Origin of the sequence: Polymorphum gilvum SL003B-26A1, from assembly GCF_000192745.1 — a bacterium.
Classification (GTDB): Bacteria; Pseudomonadota; Alphaproteobacteria; order Rhizobiales; family Stappiaceae; genus Polymorphum; species Polymorphum gilvum.
This window is the reverse complement of the sequence record NC_015259.1, coordinates 4,545,816-4,564,595: the sequence shown is the minus strand read 5'-3', so window position 1 is coordinate 4,564,595 and position 18,780 is coordinate 4,545,816. Positions and strand designations below refer to the sequence as shown.

Sequence of the window (18,780 nt, the reverse complement as noted above, 5' to 3'; positions counted from 1 at the left end):
TTGTTGGGCTATGGAATGCGAGTAGGTCGGACGCGGTTTCGCGGGCACGACAAAAAGGGTGCTTGCTCTGGCCACTGGATGCTGGTTCAAGAACCCCTACATAAGGAACCAGGACGGTCCTGGCGCGCGGACATGCGGAGGTCCTGGGCGGAAGGCCTGGCGGTGACCGCCCCGTACCGTCGGACGCAACAGCCGGTAGCACGAAATGAGTGACATTTTCGACATCTACAACATCATCTTTCTGGCACTGGCGATCTTCGTGTTCTTTCGTCTGCGCTCGGTCCTGGGCAAGCGCACCGGCAACGAGCGGCCCCCGTTCGATCCCTATTCCAAGCCGGCCCGCGACAACCGGGCGCCCGGCGGCGCGGAGGCCGGCGGTGTCGACAATGTGATTCCGCTGCCCGGCAAGCCGGTGGAGGCGGGCGCCGGCGACACCGAGCGTGGTGCCGTCGTGCTCGACAAGGTCGCTCCGTCGGGGTCGGCGCTGAACGCGGCCCTGCGCCAGATCCTGTCGGTCGACCGCAGCTTCGAGCCGGAGCAGTTCCTCCAGGGCGCCCGCGCCGCCTACGAGATGATCGTCACCGCCTTCGCCGAGGGCGACCGCAAGACGCTCAAGAACCTCCTGTCCAAGGAAGTCTACGACGGCTTCGTGACCGCGATCTCCGAACGCGAGGCGCGCGGAGAGACCATCGAATCCACCTTCGTCGGCATCGACAAGGCCGACATCGTCGAGGCCGCGCTGAAGGGCTCCGTCGCCCAGGTCACCGTACGCCTGCAGAGCGAGCTGATCTCCGCCACCCGCGACAAGGACGGTCACGTCGTCGACGGCGATCCGAGCCGGGTGACCGAGGTGGTCGACATCTGGACCTTCGCACGCGACACGACCTCGCGCGATCCGAACTGGAAGCTGGTGGCCACCGAATCCGCGGAATGAACCGATGGCGCCGCGCCCTGGCGGCTGCGGCCGCCCTCTCCATCTCGGGGCTGGCGCCGCCGGAGGCCTGGGCCATGCAGGCTGACGATGCTCCGCTTGCGCGAAAGATCGCCTTCGAGGACCTTGCCGGCTGGGCCGACGACGACCATGCCGCGGCGCTGGCCGCCTTCCTGCGGTTCTGCGGCCGGCCCGAGCCTGCAACCGGGGCCTTCGGCATAGCGGGCGCGGCCCTGCTCGACCTGTGCAACACGGGCCATGCCGCCATGGATGGCGGTCCCGATGCCGCGCGCCGCTTCTTCGAGGCAGAATTCGTGCCTGTCGCGCTGGCCGCCCCGGGCTTCGTCACGGGCTATTTCGAGCCGGAGCTGGCGGGGTCGCGCGTCCGCACGCGGGAGTTCCAGGTCCCCCTGTTGCGCGCCCCGCAGGGACTGGAGCGCGTCGACGCCGGCAATCGGCCGGACGGCTGGGACGACGGCCTCAGCCACGGCCGGCGCACGCCGGCCGGACTCGCGCCGCTGCCCGACCGCGGTGCGATCATGGACGGCGCCCTTGCCGGGGAAGGCCTCGAACTCGTCTGGCTCGCCGATCCGCTCGATGCCTTCTTCGTCCATGTCCAGGGCTCGGCCCGCATCCGCCTGCCCGACGGCGATATCCTGCGCGTCGGCTACGCGGGCAAGACCGGCCATGCCTACACCTCGATCGCCCGTGTCCTGGTCGAGCGCGGCGAGGGCGCGCCGGAAGACTTCACCATGGACGGCCTGCGCGCCTGGCTGCGCGCGCATCCCGCCGCGCTCGACCCGCTGTTGCGGCAGAACCGGTCCTACATCTTCTTCCGGGAGGTCGGGGAAACCGGCGCCGATCAGGGTCCGGTCGGCGCAGCCGGCCTGCCACTCGTGCCCGGCCGCAGCCTCGCGGTGGACTCGCAGCTGCACACCTATGGAACGCCGATCTTTATCTCCGCCGATCTTGCTGCCGCCGGCCTAGGCGATCGCCCATTCCGCCGGCTGATGGTGGCCGACGACACAGGCTCCGCGATCCGCGGCCCCGGCCGCGGCGACCTGTTCATCGGCTCGGGGACCGGGGCGGGGGACGTCGCCGGCCACATCCGGCATCGGGCCGAGGTCACGCTGCTCGTGCCCCGCTCGGCCGCCGGACCGCTCCTGGAGTGGCGCGGATGACCGCGCGCCGACGCGGCAGGAAGGACCTGTCGGACGAGGACAGGGCGTTGTGGTCGAAGGTCACCGCGACGCTGAAACCGCTCGACCCGGCCCGCGCCCGTCCCCTTGAGACATCCGCCGGGCCGACCTCCGGCGAGGCGGAGGCGCCCCCGCCGCCTGAGACCGCCACGGCGATGCGCCTGCCGAAGGTCTCCGCGCCGCCGCCCCTTGCGCCGATCGAGCGACGGGTGCGCCAGAAGCTCGTCCGCGGCACGCGCGCCATCGACGCGCGCCTCGACCTGCACGGACTGACCCAGCACCAGGCCCACGGCCGCCTGCGCGCCTTCCTGCACCGGGCGCAGGAGGCCGGCCATTCCCTCGTTCTGGTCATCACCGGCAAGGGCGGTCCGTCGGTCGAGTGGCCGGAGGAACGCGGCGTCCTGCGCCGCGTGGTGCCGTACTGGCTGGCGATGGCCGACCTGCGGTCGGTCGTGCTCGGCTTCGAGGAGGCCCACGCCAGCCACGGCGGGTCCGGCGCGCTCTACGTGCGCCTGCGCAGGAAGAAACCGGAGAGGTGACCGCATGACGCCGCTCGGCGCCAAGATCCGCGAGCTGCGCGCCAAGCGCGGCATATCCCTGAAGGAGATGGCGGCCGGCCTGTCGGTCTCCAGCGCCTATCTGTCGGCGCTGGAGCACGGCAAGCGTGGCAAGCCGACCTGGTTTCTCGTCCAGCGCATCATCACCTTCTTCAACGTGATCTGGGACGAGGCGGAGGAGATCCAGCGGCTGGCGGAGATGTCCGATCCGAAGATCGCCATCGACACCGCCGGCATGGACCCGCGCGCCACCGAACTGACCAACCTGCTGGCCGCCAAGATCGGCGGCCTGTCGCCCGAGTCCCTCGATCACCTGCTGCACCAACTTCGGGTCGTGGCAGCGCGCGACAAGGCGTGACGGAACCGGTGCGCCTTGAAAGCGCCGCCTTTGCCGCCGCTTAACGTCCCCGCGCTATGGTGCTTCCCGACAGGGGGCGGAGCGACTATGGTCCGACCGCCCGCGGCCGGACCCGACCGCTGGCGAGACCCTGGCGCGAACGGTGCAGGTTGGACGACATGAAATTTCAGGCCGAGGATTTCTCCGAGTTGATCGATGCGGACGCCCTGCGCCAGAAGCTCACCGACCTGACGGCGCCCCATGACGGCGTCGGCACCGACCCAAAGGTCCGCTCGGCCGTTCTGGCCGAGTTGAAGGCCGCCATGAAGCACGGCCGGGATCTCGCCGAGCGCCGGCTGAACGAGGACGGCGGCGGCCTGTCCTGCGCGCAGCGCCTGTCGCACCTGCAGGACGAGATCATCCGCGTCGTCTACGATTTCGCGCTCTGGCACGTCTACCGGATCACCAATCCGTCGGCGGCCGAACGCATGGCCGTCGTCGCCGTCGGCGGCTACGGCCGCGGCACGCTCGCGCCGGGTTCCGACGTCGACCTGCTGTTCGTGCTGCCCTACAAGCAGACCCCCTGGGGCGAGCAGGTGGTCGAATACATTCTCTACATGCTGTGGGACCTCGGCTTGAAGGTCGGCCACGCCACCCGCACCGTCGACGAGTGCATCCGCCTGTCGCGCTCCGACATGACCATCCGCACGGCGATCCTTGAGGCCCGCTTCATCTGGGGCGACGAGGCGCTGTTCGACGACTTGCAGGCCCGTTTCGACCAGGAGGTCGTCGCCGGCACCAGCTCCGAGTTCATCGCCGCCAAGCTGGCCGAACGCGACGAGCGGCACAAGCGGCAAGGCACCTCCCGCTACCTCGTCGAGCCCAACATCAAGGAGGGCAAGGGCGGCCTGCGCGACCTCAATACCCTGTTCTGGATCGCCAAGTATCACTACCGCGTCCGCAGCCAGGTGGAACTGGTCAGCCGCGGCGTGCTCTCGCGCGGCGAATACAACCGGTTCGTCAAGTCTGAGGACTTCCTGTGGGCGGTGCGCTGCCACCTGCACTTCCTCACCGGCCGGCCCGAGGAGCGCCTGTCCTTCGACGTCCAGCGCGAGATCGCCATCCGCCTCGGCTACACCCAGCATCCGGGCATGAAGGATGTCGAGCGGTTCATGAAGCACTATTTCCTGGTCGCCAAGGATGTTGGCGATCTGACCCGCATCCTGTGCGCGGCGCTGGAGGCCCAGCACGTCAAGTCGCCGCGCAGCCAGGGGTTCGGCGGGCTGATGCTCAAGCTGCGCGGCGCCCGCGGTCCGGCGGCGCAGCCGATCCGCGAGGCGCCCGGCTTCGTCGTTGAGAACGGCCGCATCAACGCCGCCGGCGACGGCGTGTTCAGGGATGATCCCGTCAACCTCATCCGGGTGTTCCAGATCGCCGACCGGCTCGAGTACAGCCTGCATCCCGAGCTGATGAAGCTCATCCACCGCTCGCTGAAGCTTATCAATGCGGCGCTGCGCGACAATCCCGAGGCGAACCGACTGTTCCTGTCGATCCTCACCTCGCGCAACGCCCCCGAGGCGACCTTGCGGGCCATGAACGAGGCCGGCGTGCTCGGCCGCTTCGTGCCCGATTTCGGCAAGGTCGTGGCGATGATGCAGTTCAACATGTACCACCACTACACCGTCGACGAGCACCTGATCCGCTCCATCGGCGTGCTGGCGGAGGTCGAGCGCGGCAGGTCGGGCGAGGATCACCCGCTGGCGAGCCGCCTGATCGGCACGATCCAGAACCGGCGCGTTCTCTACGTGGCCATGTTCCTGCACGACATCGCCAAGGGCCGGCCGGAGGACCATTCGATCGCCGGGGCGCGCATCGCCCGCAAGCTCTGTCCGCGCTTCGGGCTGAACGACAACGAGACCGACACCGTCGCCTGGCTGGTCGAGCATCACCTCGACATGAGCACCATGGCCCAGTCGCGCGACCTGTCGGACCGCAAGACGATCGCGGACTTCGCCAGCATCGTCCAGAGCATGGAGCGGCTGAAGCTGCTGCTGATCCTCACCGTGGCCGACATCCGCGCGGTCGGGCCGGGGGTCTTCAACGGCTGGAAGGGTCAGCTGCTGCGCACGCTCTACTATGAGTGCGAACCTCATCTGAGCGGCGGCCACAGCGAACTGTCGCGCAAGGAGGTCGTCTCCGAGGCCAAGGCAGCGCTCGAGGCACGCCTCGCCCATTGGCCGGAAAGCGAGCGCAAGGCCTATGTCGGCCGCCATTATCCAGCCTACTGGCTGCGTGTCGATCCCGACCGCACGGTTGCCCATGCCGAACTGATCCGTCGGGCCGATGCGGAGAACCGCAAGTTCGCCGCCGAGGTGACCACTCACGCTTTCGAGGGCGTCACCGAGATCACCGTGCTCGCCCCCGACCATCCCCGCCTGCTGTCATCGATCGCCGGCGCGTGCTTCGTCACCGGCGCCAACATCGTTGACGCCCAGATCGACACCACCACCGACGGCTTCGCCCTCGACACGATCTTCATCAGCCGGGAACTGCCCGACGACGCGGACGAGCGTCGGCGCGGCGAGCGCATCACGGACCTGATCCTGAAGACCCTGCGTGGCGAGGCGCCCCTGCCGGACACTGTCGCCAGGAAGGCCGCCGCCAAGGGCCGCATGAAGGCGTTCCGGGTCGCCTCCGACGTCATTGTCAACAACTCCTGGTCCGATGGCTACACCGTCATCGAGGTGACCGGGCTCGACCGTCCTGGTCTGCTCTACGATCTTACCCGCGCCATCGCGACGCTGAACCTCAACATCGGCTCTGCCCATATCTCGACCTTCGGCGAGCGTGTCGTCGACGTCTTCTACGTCACGGACCTGACCGGCCAGAAGATCGCCAACGTCGGACGCCAGGATGTCATCCGCGAGCGGCTGCGCGACGCGGTCGAAGGCCGGCCCGAGGCCGGTTCCGGCGCTCTCGTGATGCAGACTGCGCCCTGAAGGATCCTGCAACGCCATGAGCCTGCTGCACAACTTCGCCACCGTCGGCGCCGCGACCCTCGCCAGCCGTGTGCTCGGCTTCCTGCGCGACGCCACGCTCGCCGCCGTGGTCGGCACCGGGCCGGTCGCCGACGCCTTCGTCGTCGCCTTCCGGCTGCCCAACCTGTTCCGCCGGCTGTTCGCGGAAGGCGCGTTCAACTCCGCCTTCGTGCCGCTGTTCGGCCGGACGGTCGAGGAACGGGGCGAGGACGGCGCGCGCCGCTTCGCCGGCGAGGTCGCGGCCGTGCTGTTCTGGACCCTGCTCGGGCTGACCGCGGTCGCCCAGATCGCTATGCCTGCGGTCGTCTGGGTCCTTGCACCGGGCTTCCTTTCCGATCCGGCGAAATTCGACCTCACGGTGCTGATGTCGCGGATCGCCTTTCCCTACCTGCTGTTCATGTCGCTGCTCGCCTTTGTCGGCGGCATCCTCAACACCTACCAGCGGTTCGCCGCCGCCGCCTTCGCCCCGGTCATGCTCAACGTCGTCATGGTCGCCGTGCTGGCCGTCGTTGCGGTCGTCGGCGTGCCCGACGACGTCGCGCTGGGAGCGATCCTGGCAGCCGGTGTCGCGCTGGCCGGCGTCATCCAGCTGCTGTTCGTGGCTGCCGACCTCAGGCGGCTGGGCTTCTCGATCCCGATCCTGCGGCCGCGCCTGACGCGGTCGGTCCGCCGCCTGCTGATCCTCGGCCTGCCCGGCGTGGTCGCCGGCGGCATCACCCAGATCAACATTGCCGTCGGCCAGATCATCGCGTCCATGCAGGCCAGCGCCAACGCCCTGCTCTATTACGCCGACCGGCTCTACCAGCTGCCGCTCGGCGTCATCGGCATCGCCATCGGCGTCGTCCTGCTGCCGAGCCTGACCCGGCAGCTGCGGTCCGGTCACGAGGCCGAGTTCCAGCGCACGTTCAACAACGCGCTCGAATTCGCCCTCGCCCTTACCTTGCCCGCCTCGGTGGCGCTGGCCGTGATCCCGCACGAGATCGTCGCGGTGCTGTTCCAGCGCGGCGCCTTCGACGCCGCCGCCGTCGACGGCACGGCGGCCGCACTCGCTGCCTTCTCCTTCGGCCTGCCCTCCTTCGTGCTCATCAAGGTGTTCTCGCCCGGCTATTTCGCCCGCGAGGACACCAGGACGCCGATGTGGTTCGCTGGCGTCGGCGCGGCGGTCAACGTGGCGCTGTCGCTCGCCCTGTTCCCTGTTCTTCAGCATGTCGGCATCGCGCTTGCGACGACCATCGCCGGCTGGGTCAATGCGGCCCTGCTCGGCATCGTGCTGTGGCGGCGCGGCCATTTCGTGCCCGACGGCACCGTCCTGCGCCGGACGTCCCTGCTGGTGCTCGCCAGCCTGGTGATGGGCGTCGTCGTCCATTTCGGCGCGCTCGCTGCCGAGCATTGGCTGACGGCCCCGGCCTTGGCCGTGCGCTTCCTGACGCTCGCCGGGCTGGTCGTGCTCGGCATGGGCGGCTTCGTCGTCTTCGTCCAGATCACCGGCGCGACGGATCTGGTCGGCCGGTTCCGCACACTGAGGCGGCGCCAGGGCACGCCCCGCGATCTGTAGCGCGCGCGGCCCTTGCGTTGCCGGGGCCGCTTCGCCATAAGACGCCGGCAAGTCGACTCCACCCGCATCAGGCCCTTCCAACCGGCCGCATCCAAGGGACCAGCATATGAAGGCGTTCGAGCCCCGTGTCTTCTCCGGCGTCCAGCCGACCGGGAACCTTCACCTCGGCAACTATCTCGGCGCCGTCTCGCGCTGGGTGCCGCTGCAGGACGAGATGCCGTCGATCTTCTGTGTCGTCGACCTGCACGCCATCACGGCCGGCTTTCCGGATCCGAAGGAACTGTCCGCGGCCACGCGCGAGGTGACGGCCGCCTACATCGCGTCCGGCATCGATCCGGCGAAGTCGATCATCTTCAACCAGAGCCAGGTCAAGGAACACGCCGAACTGGCCTGGATCTTTAACTGCGTCGCGCGCATGGGCTGGCTCAACCGCATGACCCAGTTCAAGGACAAGGCCGGCAAGAACCGCGAGAACGCCTCGGTCGGCCTGTTCGCCTATCCGAACCTGATGGCCGCCGACATTCTCGCCTACCGCGCCACCCACGTGCCGGTCGGCGACGACCAGAAGCAGCATCTGGAGTTGACCCGCGACATCGCGCAGAAGTTCAACAACGACTTCGCCGAGCGGATCAGGGAGCTCGGCATCGGCGTGCCCAATCCGACGCCTTCGCCCGAACTGCCGGACGAACTCTACCTGCCGCTGACCGAGCCGGTGATCGCGGGTCCCGCGACGCGCGTCATGAGCCTGCGCGACGGCACCAAGAAGATGTCCAAGTCGGACCCCTCCGACCTGTCGCGTATCAACCTCACCGACGACGCCGACGCCATTTCGAAGAAGGTGAAGAAGGCCAAGACCGATCCGGAGCCGCTGCCGGGCGAGATGGACGGCCTGAAGGATCGTCCCGAGGCCGACAACCTGGTCGGCATCTACGCCGCGCTCGCCGGCATGGCCAAGGAGGCGGTGCTGGCCGAATACGGCGGCCAGCCGTTCTCCGTGTTCAAGCCGGCGCTGGCCGAGATCGCGGTGATGCGGCTGGCACCGATCGCCGGCGAGATGCGCCGCCTGATGGCCGACCCGGCCGAGATCGACCGGGTGCTGAAGGACGGCGCCGAGCGGGCTTCGGCGATCGCCCAGCCGGTGCTGCGCGACATGCGCCGCATCGTCGGGTTCCTCGACGTGCGCTGAGCGGTCGCGGGGCCCGTCACGTCCGATCACAGCCGCGCGAGCGCCGTCCGGCGGGGGCTGACGCCGCCGCCCGATGCCCCTATTGCTGGGGTATCCGCTTCAAGGGAGATCTTCGATGCGCCCGCTCCGCGCCCTGTTCGCCGTCGCCGTACTCGCTGCCGGTCACGCCCTGCCCGCCGCAGCCGAGACCGCGATCTTCGCCGGCGGCTGCTTCTGGTGCGTGGAAGCCGATCTCGACAAGGTCGACGGCGTCACGGCCACGGTCTCCGGCTACACCGGCGGCACGACCGAAGGCCCGACCTACAAGACCTACGAGGCCGGCGGTCACCGCGAGGCGGTGCGCATCGAGTTTGATCCGGCCAGGGTCGGCTACCGGGATCTCGTCGCGATCTTCCTGCGCACCGTCGACGTGACCGATGCCGGCGGTCAGTTCTGCGACCGAGGTCACGGCTACACCACGGCGATCTACGTCCTCGACGAGGCGCAGCGCCGGGCCGCCGAGGCGGAACGCGCCGCGGCGGAGCAGGCCCTCGGACGACCCGTCGTCACGCCGGTCGAGGACGCAGCGCCGTTCTGGCCCGCCGAGGACTACCATCAGGACTACTATCGCAGCCAGGAACGCACGCTCACCCGCTTCGGCTACGTCACTCGCGCCAGTGCCTACAAGGGCTATCGCGACGCCTGCGGCCGGGACCGTCGGGTGAAGGAGGTCTGGGGCGACGATGCCTACAAGGGACTGCCGAAGGCAGGCTCCTGAAGGCGCTACACCCCGGCCTCGAAGGCCTCGACGAGGTCGAGGAACGCCTCGCCGTAGCGTTCCAGCTTGGACTGGCCGACGCCGGACACGGCCAGCAGTGCGTCGGGCGTCACCGGCCGCGCCCGGGCGATGCCGGCGAGTGTCGCGTCCGGGAACACCACATAGGGCGGCACCGCGTTATCGCGGGCGATCTGCGTCCTCAGCCGGCGCAGCCGCTCGAACAGAAGCCGGTCCTCCTGGTCCAGGTCGTCGGCGAGACTGCCGGCCTGGCCGCCGCGTTCCCGCTTCAGGCTCGCCGCCGCCCGGTCCCGGCGCAGCATCACCTGCCGCTCGTTGCGGAACACCGCGCGTGCCTCGTCGGTCAGCACCAGGGCGCCGAAATTGGCGTGGTCGACGCCGACCAGCCCCATCGCCACCAGTTGGCGGGCGACCGACTGCCAGGTCTTGGCCGGATGCTCCTGGCCGATGCCGTAGACCGACAGTCGGTCGTGGCCGAAGCGGGCGATCTTGTCGTTCTCCCTGCCCAGCAGCACGTCGATGACATGGGCTGAGCCGAAGCGCTGGCCGGTGCGGTAGACCGCAGACATGAACTTGGCCGCCGCCTCCGTCCCGTCCCAGGTCTCCACCGGCGACAGGCAGGTGTCGCAGTTGCCGCAGGGCTTGGGATAGTCCTCGCCGAAATGGGCGAGCAGGGCCTGGCGCCGGCAGCCGGCGGTCTCGCAGATGCCGAGCAGGGCGTTCAGCTTGGCCGTTTCCGCCCGCTTCACCTCGTCGGGTGCGTCGCCTTCCGCGATCATGCGCCGGCGCTGCACCATGTCGGCCATGCCATAGGCCATCCAGGCTTCGGCCGGCGCGCCGTCGCGGCCCGCGCGGCCGGTCTCCTGGTAATAGGCCTCGACCGAGGACGGCAGGTCGAGATGGGCGACGAAACGCACGTCCGGCTTGTCGATGCCCATGCCGAAGGCGACCGTGGCGACGAGGACGAGGCTTTCCTCCAGCAGGAACGCGTCTTGGTTCGCCTCGCGCGTCTCGCGCTCCAGGCCGGCGTGATAGGGCAGGGCGCGAATGCCCTTTTCGGTCAGCCAGCCGGCGATGTCGTCCACCTTCGCCCGCGACAGGCAATAGACGATGCCGCTCTCGCCCTTGTGGCGGGCGAGGAAATCGAGCAGCTGCTGGCGCTGGTTGGCCCGCTCGACGATCTCGTAGCGGATGTTCGGCCGGTCGAAGCTGGTGGTGAACACCTGTGCCGTGTCGAGCTTCAGCCGCAGGCGGATATCCTCACGCGTGTGCGGGTCGGCAGTCGCCGTCAGCGCCACGCGCGGCACGCCGGGATAGCGCTCGGCCAGCGATGCCAGCATCAGGTATTCGGGCCGGAAGTCGTGGCCCCACTGGCTGACACAATGCGCCTCGTCGATGGCGAACAGCGCGATCGGCACGCCCTCCATCAGCCGGGCGAAGCCGATGGTCGCCACCCGCTCCGGCGTCACATAGAGCAGGTCCAGCTCGCCGCGCCGCAGGGCCGCGCCGATGGCCGCCTGCTCCTCGGTGGAAATCGCCGAATTCAGCGCGGCGGCGCGCACGCCGGCTGCCTTCAGCGCGCCGACCTGGTCCTTCATCAGCGCGATCAGCGGCGAGATGACGATGCCGGTACCCGGCCGGCACAGGGCCGGGATCTGGTAGCACAGCGACTTGCCGGCGCCGGTCGGGAACAGCACCACCGCGTCGCCGCCTGCCATCAGCGTGTCGACCACTTCCTGCTGCCGGCCGCGGAAGCTGGCATAGCCGAACACGTCCTGCAGGATCCGGTGCGGATCCGCGACGGTTCGCGGCGCGGGCGTGTCGGCTAGAAGCGGCTGCGGTGACGGCATGAGCGGCTGATTCCCTGATTCGGGAACCTTCCCCTATTCGTGCCGGCGGGGCAATCTCCGTCTGTGGACGACGCGCCGCTAGGAGCGCTTTCCGATCAAGCGGAACCGCTTGATCGGAAAGCGCTCCAGCATATTCCGACCGGATCGAATCGGTCGGAATATGCTTTAGGGGCGAAACTCCGCATCCGGATCGCGACCGAGCGTCTCGGCGCAATGAACGCGCAGACGGTCGGTCTGCTCGGCCGCATCGCCGTCCAGGGCCTCGGGCGCGATCGGCTTGCCGAAATGAACGCGGAATCGTGCGCTCTTCTTGTTCAGCAGCTCGTTGAACACCGTCATGTCGCGCAACTCGGTCGATACCCGGGCGAGGAAATAGAACAGGCCGGAATTGCGCCCGCCCATGTGCATCGGGATGATCGGCACCCGGTGCTTGCGGGCGAGCGCCAGCGCCGATGTCATCCACGGCCGTTCCGTCAGCTTGCCCTCGTGCCAGTAGGCGAGGCGACCGGAGGGAAACAGCACGACGGCCCGCTCCTGGGCAAAGGCCCGCCCGGCATTGCGCAGCGTCTCCTTGGTCTTTTCACGGGTCTTGAATTCTGCGCGCCATTCCACCGGCACGATCATCTCGGCAAGCCGCGGGTTGATGCGGATCGCGTCGCGGTTGGCGAAGATCGACAGGTCGCGGCGGCGATTCTTGATCGCGTCGTAGAGCACGACGCCATCGGCGATCCCGGTCGGGTGGTTGGAGACCAGAACGACGGGACCGCGCTCCGGTACCCGCTCCAGCCCGAGCGTCGTCACGTCAAGGCTCAGCAGCGCGCTGAGATGGGCGAACACGTCGTCGGCGGACATGGTCGCGATCGCGTCGGCCATGTCGACCGCGTCGCGGTAGCGCAGGATCCTGTGCGCCAGCGGCCGGATCAGCGGCCACCAGGGGCTGGCCATGACCTGCCGGCCGCGTTCGGCAATCAGCGTGTCGACGATGTGGCGTTCGGCAGGTGACAGCGCTGCAGGATCTGCGGAGGAGGTCATCAACGCGGACGCGTTGTGGTTGGGACTGGGCACGAAGGCTCCCTTACCGCCTGCAAGACGCTCGGTGTCTATCGACATGGTTATCGAATGCCCGCCCTGCAAGCAATGGCAGGCGGGTCACTCCGGCGCGAATTGCTGATCCGGGAGGCGGATCAACTCCAGACGGGGCTTGTGAAAATTGCCAAGGATGTGGCCGTTGCCGCAAGCCAGGCGAGCGAGCGCGGGGTCGCCCGGTCGAGCCAGTAGCAGGCCGTGTAGACGACCCTCAGGGCGACGAACAGCACCGCCAGCCGGTCGATCCAGCCCGCATCGCCGCCCTGGCCGAGGCCGACGATCACCGAGATGGCGAACAGCGGAAACGCCTCGAAGCCGTTCTCCTGCGCCCACTGCGCCCGCGCCCGGAAGCCGTCCGCCCAATAGGCCGGATCGCGCGGCCGGGCGTTGTCGAAGCCCTTGTTCATCTTCGCCGGCAGGACGGCGGCCATCGGCAGGAAGGCGGCGAGGAGGATGCACCAGACAGCGACGGGCATGAGGGACGTGTCCTTTTCGGCGATAGGGTCTTGCGGACGTACGGCCGGGGTGGGACCGGGCCGTCTTGCGGCGTGGAAGAAGATGTGGCCGGGTTTGAGCAAGGTCAATCGTCGCCTGGCGCGCACCTGCTAGGGCTGTGCCCGCAGCATCGACGGGCCGGACGGGCCCTGTCAGCATCACGAGGAGATCGAAATGGCGGTCAGCGACTGGCAATCCTTCATCGAGCAGACCGATGGACGCATGGCCGACCTGCGCGGCGGCATTCCGGCGGTGACCAAGGGCTTTCACGAACTCGCCCGGGCCGCGATCCAGCCCGGCGTGCTCGATTCCAAGACCAAGGAACTGATCGCGCTGGCCATCGGCATCGCGGCGCGCTGCGACGGCTGTCTGGCCTATCACACCAAGGCGGCCGCGAAATACGGCGCGACGCGTGAGGAGGTGATGGAGACCATCGGCGTTGCCGTCTACATGGGCGGCGGCCCGTCGATGATCTACGGCGCCGAGGCGCTCGCCGCCTTCGACGCCTTCACGGCCAAATCGTGAAAGTCCGGCCCGCGTCCCGTCAGGGACGTGGAACGTGCGCGCCGGTCGCGGGATCGGTGCCGAGGAAGCCGTAGCCGGCCTGCTTCCAGGCGCCGAAGCCGCCGCCCATGTGGCTGATCCTGGAAAAGCCGGCCTCGATGCATTTCTCCGCCATCCGCCGCGACCGCACTCCCGAGCCGCAATGCAGCACGATCGGCCGGTCGCCACCGCTCGGCAGGCGCGCCGGATCGAAGCTCGACATCGGTGCCAGCAAAGCGCCGGCGATGTGCTCGAACGCATATTCGCCCGGCGTCCGCACGTCGATCAGGATGATCGAGTTGGCGTCGTAGAGCGCCTTGACTTCCTCGGCGCTGAGCGTTTCCAGCGTGCCGCCGCCGATCGTTTCCGTTGTTGCCATGTGGTGTCTCCGCTGATGGGTGGTCCGTCGCGGAACTATAGGCAAAACAGTCGGGCCGTCATGCGGCAACGCTGCCGCAGCCCGTGAAAAAAATGTCCGGTCCGCGCCGCAGGCGCCCCGACCTGCCCGTCCGCCGCCCGCGAATGTCATATGTCCGTTGCGTCACCGGCCTAGACCGCAGGGCGTGGGGCATTGATTCGTGCGAGGCGCTGCCATGTCGATATCCACCGTGCTGTTCGTCTGCCCGGACAACGCGTTGCTCGGACCGCTCGCGGAAGCCTATCTGAATGCGGTCGCCGGCCGCCGGATCAGGGCCTTCTCGGCCGGTCCGCGACCCGGCTCCGCGCTGCATCCGCATGCCGTCCGGCTGCTGGACGAGCACGGTCTGTCCACCGCCGGTCTGGCGCCCAAGAGCTGGGACGTGTTTCTGCTGCCGCACGCGCCGCAGCCCGATCGCATCGTTGCCCTGGCGGCGGCCGTCGCATCGGACAGTCAGCCGTGCTGGCGTGGCGATCCGGCCCGGACCCTGTGGGACATCGCGGACCCGCAAGCCATGGCCGACGTGTCCGGCCGTCCGGCCGAACTGTTCCGGCGCATCCGGCTGTGCATCGACCGCTGCCTGTCGGCGACGGGGCGCCGGCCGGGTGCCGCCCGTCTGCTGCGGGCCGGGTGATTCCGGCCTATCGCGCCGCCGATCGATCGCCGGCAAGCGCCTGGCGCAGCATCTGCGCCTTCTCGCGCAGCCAGGCGCGCGGCTGGTCCCAGAAGCCCGGTGCCGGCGGGCGCAGATGGCCGACCACGTCGCCCGATTCGAACGTCAGGTCGGCGGCGAACTTGCGCGCCAGCGCCTGCATGCTGCGGTTGGTCGCCAGGCAGTTGATGTAGATGTGCTGGTAACCCCGCGCCCGTGCGGCGACCAGGGTCAGTTCCATGAGCGTGGTACCGAGGCCCTGGCCCCGCCAGCCTGACTCGACACAGAACGCCGCCTCGGCCGAATCGGGGCCTCCGATCGGACGCAGCTCTGCGGAGCCGCGCAACGCGCCGTCCTCGAAATAGCCGTAGATCAGGGTGTCGAGCGAGAACGACGTTTCGACATAGGCCCGCAGGAACGTGTCGCTCGCGAGCATAGCGAAACGGCTCCGCAGCGTCTCGGGATCGAGGCGCAGCAGGTGGTCTCGGAACAGGTGCTTGTCGGCGCTGCCAAGCTGGCGGATGCTGCCGTTTCTTGAAAGGTGCGGCATGTCTCGTTCCTTGCCGGAGTTACGAGCCGCCCTTGGGTCCTCCTAAGACTTATAGACATTATATCGGGTCGGTCGCTGGCAATTCAATTGCCGAGCACCAACATCGTGAATAGGCCGTTTGCCGGGGACGCAATTATCCACCATAAGCGCTAGACTATAAACAAGCGCGGCGGAATGAGGACTGATTCGATATGAAACGTGTAGCGACGATCGCGGTGGTATGTTGCCTGCTCGGCGTGGCCGGCTGCCAGCGCCTCGGCATCGGCTCGCAGCGCCAGTACGCAGCGCCGCTGCCGGCGACGCCGACCACGCCCGTGGCCGGAGGCCAGTTGCAGCCGCTCGAGCCGCTTCCCGGCACCGTGACCGGCGAGCCCTTGTCCGGGCAGCCGCTCGACGGCGCGCCGGGCACGGAGGTCGCGGCGGCGGGCCCGCTGCCCGAGCCCACGGATGCGCGGGAAATCGGTCGAAACGACATGCTCGGCGGCTGGAAGCTCGCCTCCGGCGCCGACAATTGCATGCTGTTCATGACATTGACGACCTGGACCGGCGGCTATCGCGCCAACACCCGCGGCTGCTCCGATCCGGCGCTGGCCGGCATCTCCGCGTGGGATCTGAACGGCAAGCTCGTGGTCTTGAAGGGGGCCGCCGGCGATCAGGTCGCCCAACTCTACGCAAGCGGCGGTGACCGCTTCAGCGGGCAGACCGCGACCGGACGTGCGATCTCTTTCTCGCGCTGAGGCGGTGGCCGGTTTCTCGCAAATTTCACGCCCCGCGTGCAACCCTGCCCGGCGACGAGCATGGGTAATGGGTGCAGATGGCGAAATACGATCCCTTGCGGGCACATCTGGCGCGGCTCGACGAAGTGCTGTGGGCCGCCCGTCTGGAGGACGTCGAGCAGATACTCGGCTCCGATCTTCCCAAAAGCGCGCGTGAACACCGGACCTGGTGGGCCAATTCCGGCGGCAGCCTGGTGCACCAGAATGCATGGCTCGACGCCGGCTGGAGGGTCGAGCGCACCGACCTGAAGCGCAGCCTCGTCGTGTTCCGGCGCCTGCGTATCGGCGGCACCGCCGTGGCGGAGCGGGGGCAGCGCGAGAGTGCGGTATTGCTGCAGGTCGATGCCGATAAGGCATCCGGCAGCCTCCAGCGACTGCGCAAGGCCATGCAGGCGCTGCGCGATCCGGTCACAGTCACCGTGCGGGCGGAATGGACTCCGGTCGGCGATCTGGCGGCCAGCCCTTGCCGGTCGGACATCATTCCAGACGGGCCCGGCATCTGTCGCCTTGCGACCCTGGCCGGCGAGGGCCTGCGCACCACGGTCGTCGACGCCCGGGATCTGGCCGGATTCCACCGCGCCTTGCGGCGCGTCGCCGCCGGCGACGGCAGCGATGATCTGTTCGGCAAGCTCGGTCTCGATCCGGCCGATCCGGTCGAACTCGACATCGTGCGCGCCGGCAACGCCTGGATTCTTTCCGACGGCCGCGGCCGGGGCGCCGATCTCGCCAAGCCGGGCGAACGCGAACTGGTGGCCCGGCTGCTTTCCCTCCAGGAGCGCCAGGCCGGCCGGGCCGGCCGGCTGGTCCGCTGCTGAGCCTGCGCGCCCCCTCGCTTCACCGTTCGCCGTCGGGGCCGCCGCTGACGGAGATCATGGTCCACTCGCCGTTCCGGCGCAGATACACCTCGCTCCATCGGCCGGTGACGCTTCGACCTGCGCCAGCTGTGGTCTCGACGTCGGCCTCATAGCGGTAGTGAACGACGCCGACCATGTCCTCGAATACGGACACCGCCAAAGGCTCCAGCCGATGGCCGAGGATGCGCGGCGAGCCGGGGCCGACCGAGGCCACGGCAGCCGCCCGGTCGTGCGGCGCATCCGTCCCGGTCACCCAGCCGCAATAGTCGGGATGCAACGCGCGCCGCACCGGCTCCGGATCCTGCGCGATGCCGAGCTGCCAGAGCTCCTCGACCCTCGACCACAGGCTCCGCTGGACTGGCGTCAATGCTGTCAGGTCCATGGGATGTCTCGTGCACGGGCGGGCCGGGGCCCACGTCTGCCCAGACTATTCCCCAAGTCGCCGCGCATGCCTTGATCCGCATCATGTGCTTCGCGTTTACCTCCCGCTGGCAGTAATCTGCTAAAAACCGGGCGCCGGTCGGAATAGGGCTTGCGCGCGGGCGCCAATCTCCGTATCGCAACACCGGACATTGTATGCACGTGTGCGCATTCTTGCGGTGCGCTCGACCGGGCCCGGCCCGGGTGCACGCGGAGACCTGACGTTGACGGTGGATCTGCCGGCCAGTCGTGCCCTTGCCGTGCGCTACGACGCCCTCGTGGCGTCGGGTGCGATCGCCGAGGACGCTGCACAACGAGAAGCCGTGCGCCGCCTCGACCTGCTCAACGCCCGCCTTGCGGAAGCCCGCCTCGCGTCCAAGAAGAGCTCGCTCGGCTGGCTGTTCGCGCGCAAGAAGAACGAACTTTGGGCCTCGGTGCGCGGCCTCTACCTGTGGGGCGGGGTCGGCCGTGGCAAGACCATGCTCATGGACCTGTTCATGGAGGTGACGGTCATCCGCCGCAAACGGCGGGTGCACTTCCACGAGTTCATGGCCGAGACGCACGAGCGCATCCACGCCTGGCGCCAGGCGCTCAAGCGCGGCGAGGTCAAGGGCGACGATCCGATCCAGCCGGTCGCGGCGCAGATCGCCGAGGAAACTCGTCTGCTGTGCTTCGACGAGTTCTCGGTCACCGACATCGCCGATGCGATGATCCTCGCCCGGCTGTTCTCGCAGCTCTTCGCCCGCGGCGTCGTGGTCGTCGCGACCTCCAACGTCGAGCCGGATTCGCTCTACAAGGACGGGCTAAACCGCCAGCTGTTCCTGCCCTTCGTCGACCTGCTCAAGCGCCATGCCGACGTGCTGAAGCTCGATTCCCCGGTCGACTACCGGCTGGAGAAGCTCGGCGGCGCCCCGGTCTACGTCAGCCCGCTCGGCCCGGCGACGGACCGGGTGATCGAGGACCTGTGGTCCAGGCTGACCCACGGCATGCCCGAGCACAGCGAGCACCTGGAGATGAAGGGGCGTCGGATCGAGGTGCCCCGGGTCGCTTCCGGCGTCGCCCGCTTCGCCTTCGCCGACCTGTGCGGCCAGCCGCTCGGCGCCGCCGACTACCTGCGCATCGCCCATGCCTACGGAACGGTGTTCATCGAGGGCGTGCCGGCGATGGACCTGTCCCGCCGCAACGAGGCCAAGCGTTTCATCACCCTGATCGACACGCTCTACGACAACGGCGTCAAGGCCATCATCTCGGCGGAGACCGAGCCGGACGGTCTCTACCGCGCGCCGAGCGGGCCGGAAATCTTCGAGTTCGACCGCACGATCTCCCGGCTCATCGAGATGCGGTCGGAGGCCTATCTGGGGGGCGAGAACCGCGGCAATGCGCGCTTTGGTACGCATTCCGTTTAGGTCATGCACGCAGGCGCGCAAGGGGCGCCGGAATGTGGTCTGTCGTTGCGTAATATGCTTTCGATTAGCTTGCGTGACGGGGCCAAAGAGAGTAGTGCCATCCGCAGTCATCGGCGGATGGCGTGAAGTTCCATCTTACGTAAAGGGAAACT

General features: G+C 68.5%; 19 protein-coding genes. 13 read left to right on the top strand and 6 right to left on the bottom strand.

Annotation, left to right across the window (positions count from 1 at the left end; all coding sequences use genetic code 11):
* The first annotated feature begins 205 nt into the window (after positions 1–205).
* The 8 genes from SL003B_RS21455 to msrA all read left to right on the top strand — a co-directional run bounded on the left by SL003B_RS21455 (position 206) and on the right by msrA (position 9,560).
* Positions 206–934 (top strand): Tim44/TimA family putative adaptor protein, encoded by a 729-nt coding sequence (locus SL003B_RS21455; protein WP_013654968.1) that lies wholly within the window; start codon positions 206–208, stop codon positions 932–934.
* Positions 931–2,112 (top strand): murein transglycosylase A, encoded by a 1,182-nt coding sequence (mltA, locus tag SL003B_RS21450; protein ID WP_242390297.1) that lies wholly within the window; start codon positions 931–933, stop codon positions 2,110–2,112. Before SL003B_RS21455 ends, mltA begins: the two co-directional genes overlap by 4 nt.
* On the top strand, positions 2,109–2,669 hold the full coding sequence (locus tag SL003B_RS21445; RefSeq protein ID WP_013654966.1) for a Smr/MutS family protein: 561 nt from the start codon (positions 2,109–2,111) through the stop codon (positions 2,667–2,669). The genes mltA and SL003B_RS21445 overlap by 4 nt, the downstream gene beginning before the upstream one ends.
* Positions 2,670–2,673: 4 nt before the next feature.
* The gene (locus tag SL003B_RS21440) at positions 2,674–3,045 is read left to right on the top strand and encodes a helix-turn-helix domain-containing protein (protein ID WP_013654965.1); all 372 of its coding nucleotides are present in this window, start codon (positions 2,674–2,676) and stop codon (positions 3,043–3,045) included.
* Positions 3,046–3,203: 158 nt separating this feature from the next.
* Entirely contained in the window at positions 3,204–6,023 is a 2,820-nt protein-coding gene (locus SL003B_RS21435) for a [protein-PII] uridylyltransferase (RefSeq protein ID WP_041375688.1), read from the top strand.
* Between the two features lie 16 nt (positions 6,024–6,039).
* On the top strand, positions 6,040–7,617 hold the full coding sequence (murJ, locus tag SL003B_RS21430; RefSeq protein WP_013654963.1) for a murein biosynthesis integral membrane protein MurJ: 1,578 nt from the start codon (positions 6,040–6,042) through the stop codon (positions 7,615–7,617).
* Positions 7,618–7,723: 106 nt separating this feature from the next.
* Positions 7,724–8,803, top strand: a complete 1,080-nt coding sequence (gene trpS, locus SL003B_RS21425) for a tryptophan--tRNA ligase (RefSeq protein WP_013654962.1) — start codon at positions 7,724–7,726, stop codon at positions 8,801–8,803.
* 115 nt (positions 8,804–8,918) lie between these two features.
* The gene (gene msrA / locus SL003B_RS21420; protein WP_013654961.1) at positions 8,919–9,560 is read left to right on the top strand and encodes a peptide-methionine (S)-S-oxide reductase MsrA; all 642 of its coding nucleotides are present in this window, start codon (positions 8,919–8,921) and stop codon (positions 9,558–9,560) included.
* A gap of 5 nt (positions 9,561–9,565) precedes the next feature.
* Here the strand turns inward: msrA and recQ are convergent, their stop codons facing one another.
* The 3 genes from recQ to SL003B_RS21405 all read right to left on the bottom strand — a co-directional run bounded on the left by recQ (position 9,566) and on the right by SL003B_RS21405 (position 12,990).
* Positions 9,566–11,428, bottom strand: a complete 1,863-nt coding sequence (gene recQ / locus SL003B_RS21415) for a DNA helicase RecQ (RefSeq protein ID WP_013654960.1) — start codon at positions 11,426–11,428, stop codon at positions 9,566–9,568.
* A gap of 165 nt (positions 11,429–11,593) precedes the next feature.
* Complete coding sequence (locus SL003B_RS21410; RefSeq protein ID WP_242390296.1) at positions 11,594–12,493, bottom strand: GNAT family N-acetyltransferase; 900 nt, start codon at positions 12,491–12,493, stop codon at positions 11,594–11,596.
* A gap of 119 nt (positions 12,494–12,612) precedes the next feature.
* On the bottom strand, positions 12,613–12,990 hold the full coding sequence (locus SL003B_RS21405; protein WP_013654958.1) for an MAPEG family protein: 378 nt from the start codon (positions 12,988–12,990) through the stop codon (positions 12,613–12,615).
* A gap of 193 nt (positions 12,991–13,183) precedes the next feature.
* Between SL003B_RS21405 and SL003B_RS21400 the strand changes: the two genes are divergently transcribed.
* A complete protein-coding gene (locus tag SL003B_RS21400) occupies positions 13,184–13,534 on the top strand; it encodes a carboxymuconolactone decarboxylase family protein (protein WP_013654957.1) in 351 nt (116 codons plus the stop codon).
* Positions 13,535–13,553: 19 nt separating this feature from the next.
* Here the strand turns inward: SL003B_RS21400 and SL003B_RS21395 are convergent, their stop codons facing one another.
* Positions 13,554–13,931 (bottom strand): rhodanese-like domain-containing protein, encoded by a 378-nt coding sequence (locus SL003B_RS21395; RefSeq protein ID WP_013654956.1) that lies wholly within the window; start codon positions 13,929–13,931, stop codon positions 13,554–13,556.
* Positions 13,932–14,145: 214 nt separating this feature from the next.
* Here SL003B_RS21395 and SL003B_RS21390 point away from each other — a divergent pair, with 214 nt between their 5' ends.
* Positions 14,146–14,604 carry an arsenate-mycothiol transferase ArsC gene (locus SL003B_RS21390; RefSeq protein WP_013654955.1) on the top strand — a complete coding sequence of 153 codons (459 nt, stop codon included), beginning with the start codon at positions 14,146–14,148 and terminating at the stop codon, positions 14,602–14,604.
* 7 nt (positions 14,605–14,611) lie between these two features.
* Here the strand turns inward: SL003B_RS21390 and SL003B_RS21385 are convergent, their stop codons facing one another.
* Positions 14,612–15,172, bottom strand: a complete 561-nt coding sequence (locus tag SL003B_RS21385; protein ID WP_013654954.1) for a GNAT family N-acetyltransferase — start codon at positions 15,170–15,172, stop codon at positions 14,612–14,614.
* A gap of 191 nt (positions 15,173–15,363) precedes the next feature.
* Here SL003B_RS21385 and SL003B_RS21380 point away from each other — a divergent pair, with 191 nt between their 5' ends.
* Positions 15,364–15,909, top strand: a complete 546-nt coding sequence (locus SL003B_RS21380; RefSeq protein ID WP_013654953.1) for a protease inhibitor Inh/omp19 family protein — start codon at positions 15,364–15,366, stop codon at positions 15,907–15,909.
* A gap of 77 nt (positions 15,910–15,986) precedes the next feature.
* Positions 15,987–16,763, top strand: coding sequence for a DUF7662 domain-containing protein (locus tag SL003B_RS21375; protein ID WP_041375687.1), 777 nt, complete (start codon positions 15,987–15,989; stop codon positions 16,761–16,763).
* Between the two features lie 19 nt (positions 16,764–16,782).
* Here SL003B_RS21375 and SL003B_RS21370 read toward each other — a convergent pair whose 3' ends face one another.
* The gene (locus SL003B_RS21370; RefSeq protein ID WP_013654951.1) at positions 16,783–17,184 is read right to left on the bottom strand and encodes a nuclear transport factor 2 family protein; all 402 of its coding nucleotides are present in this window, start codon (positions 17,182–17,184) and stop codon (positions 16,783–16,785) included.
* 268 nt (positions 17,185–17,452) lie between these two features.
* On the opposite strand from SL003B_RS21370, the gene zapE reads away from it, so the two are divergent.
* Complete coding sequence (zapE, locus tag SL003B_RS21365; RefSeq protein ID WP_206772027.1) at positions 17,453–18,628, top strand: cell division protein ZapE; 1,176 nt, start codon at positions 17,453–17,455, stop codon at positions 18,626–18,628.
* The last annotated feature ends 152 nt before the right edge of the window (positions 18,629–18,780 follow it).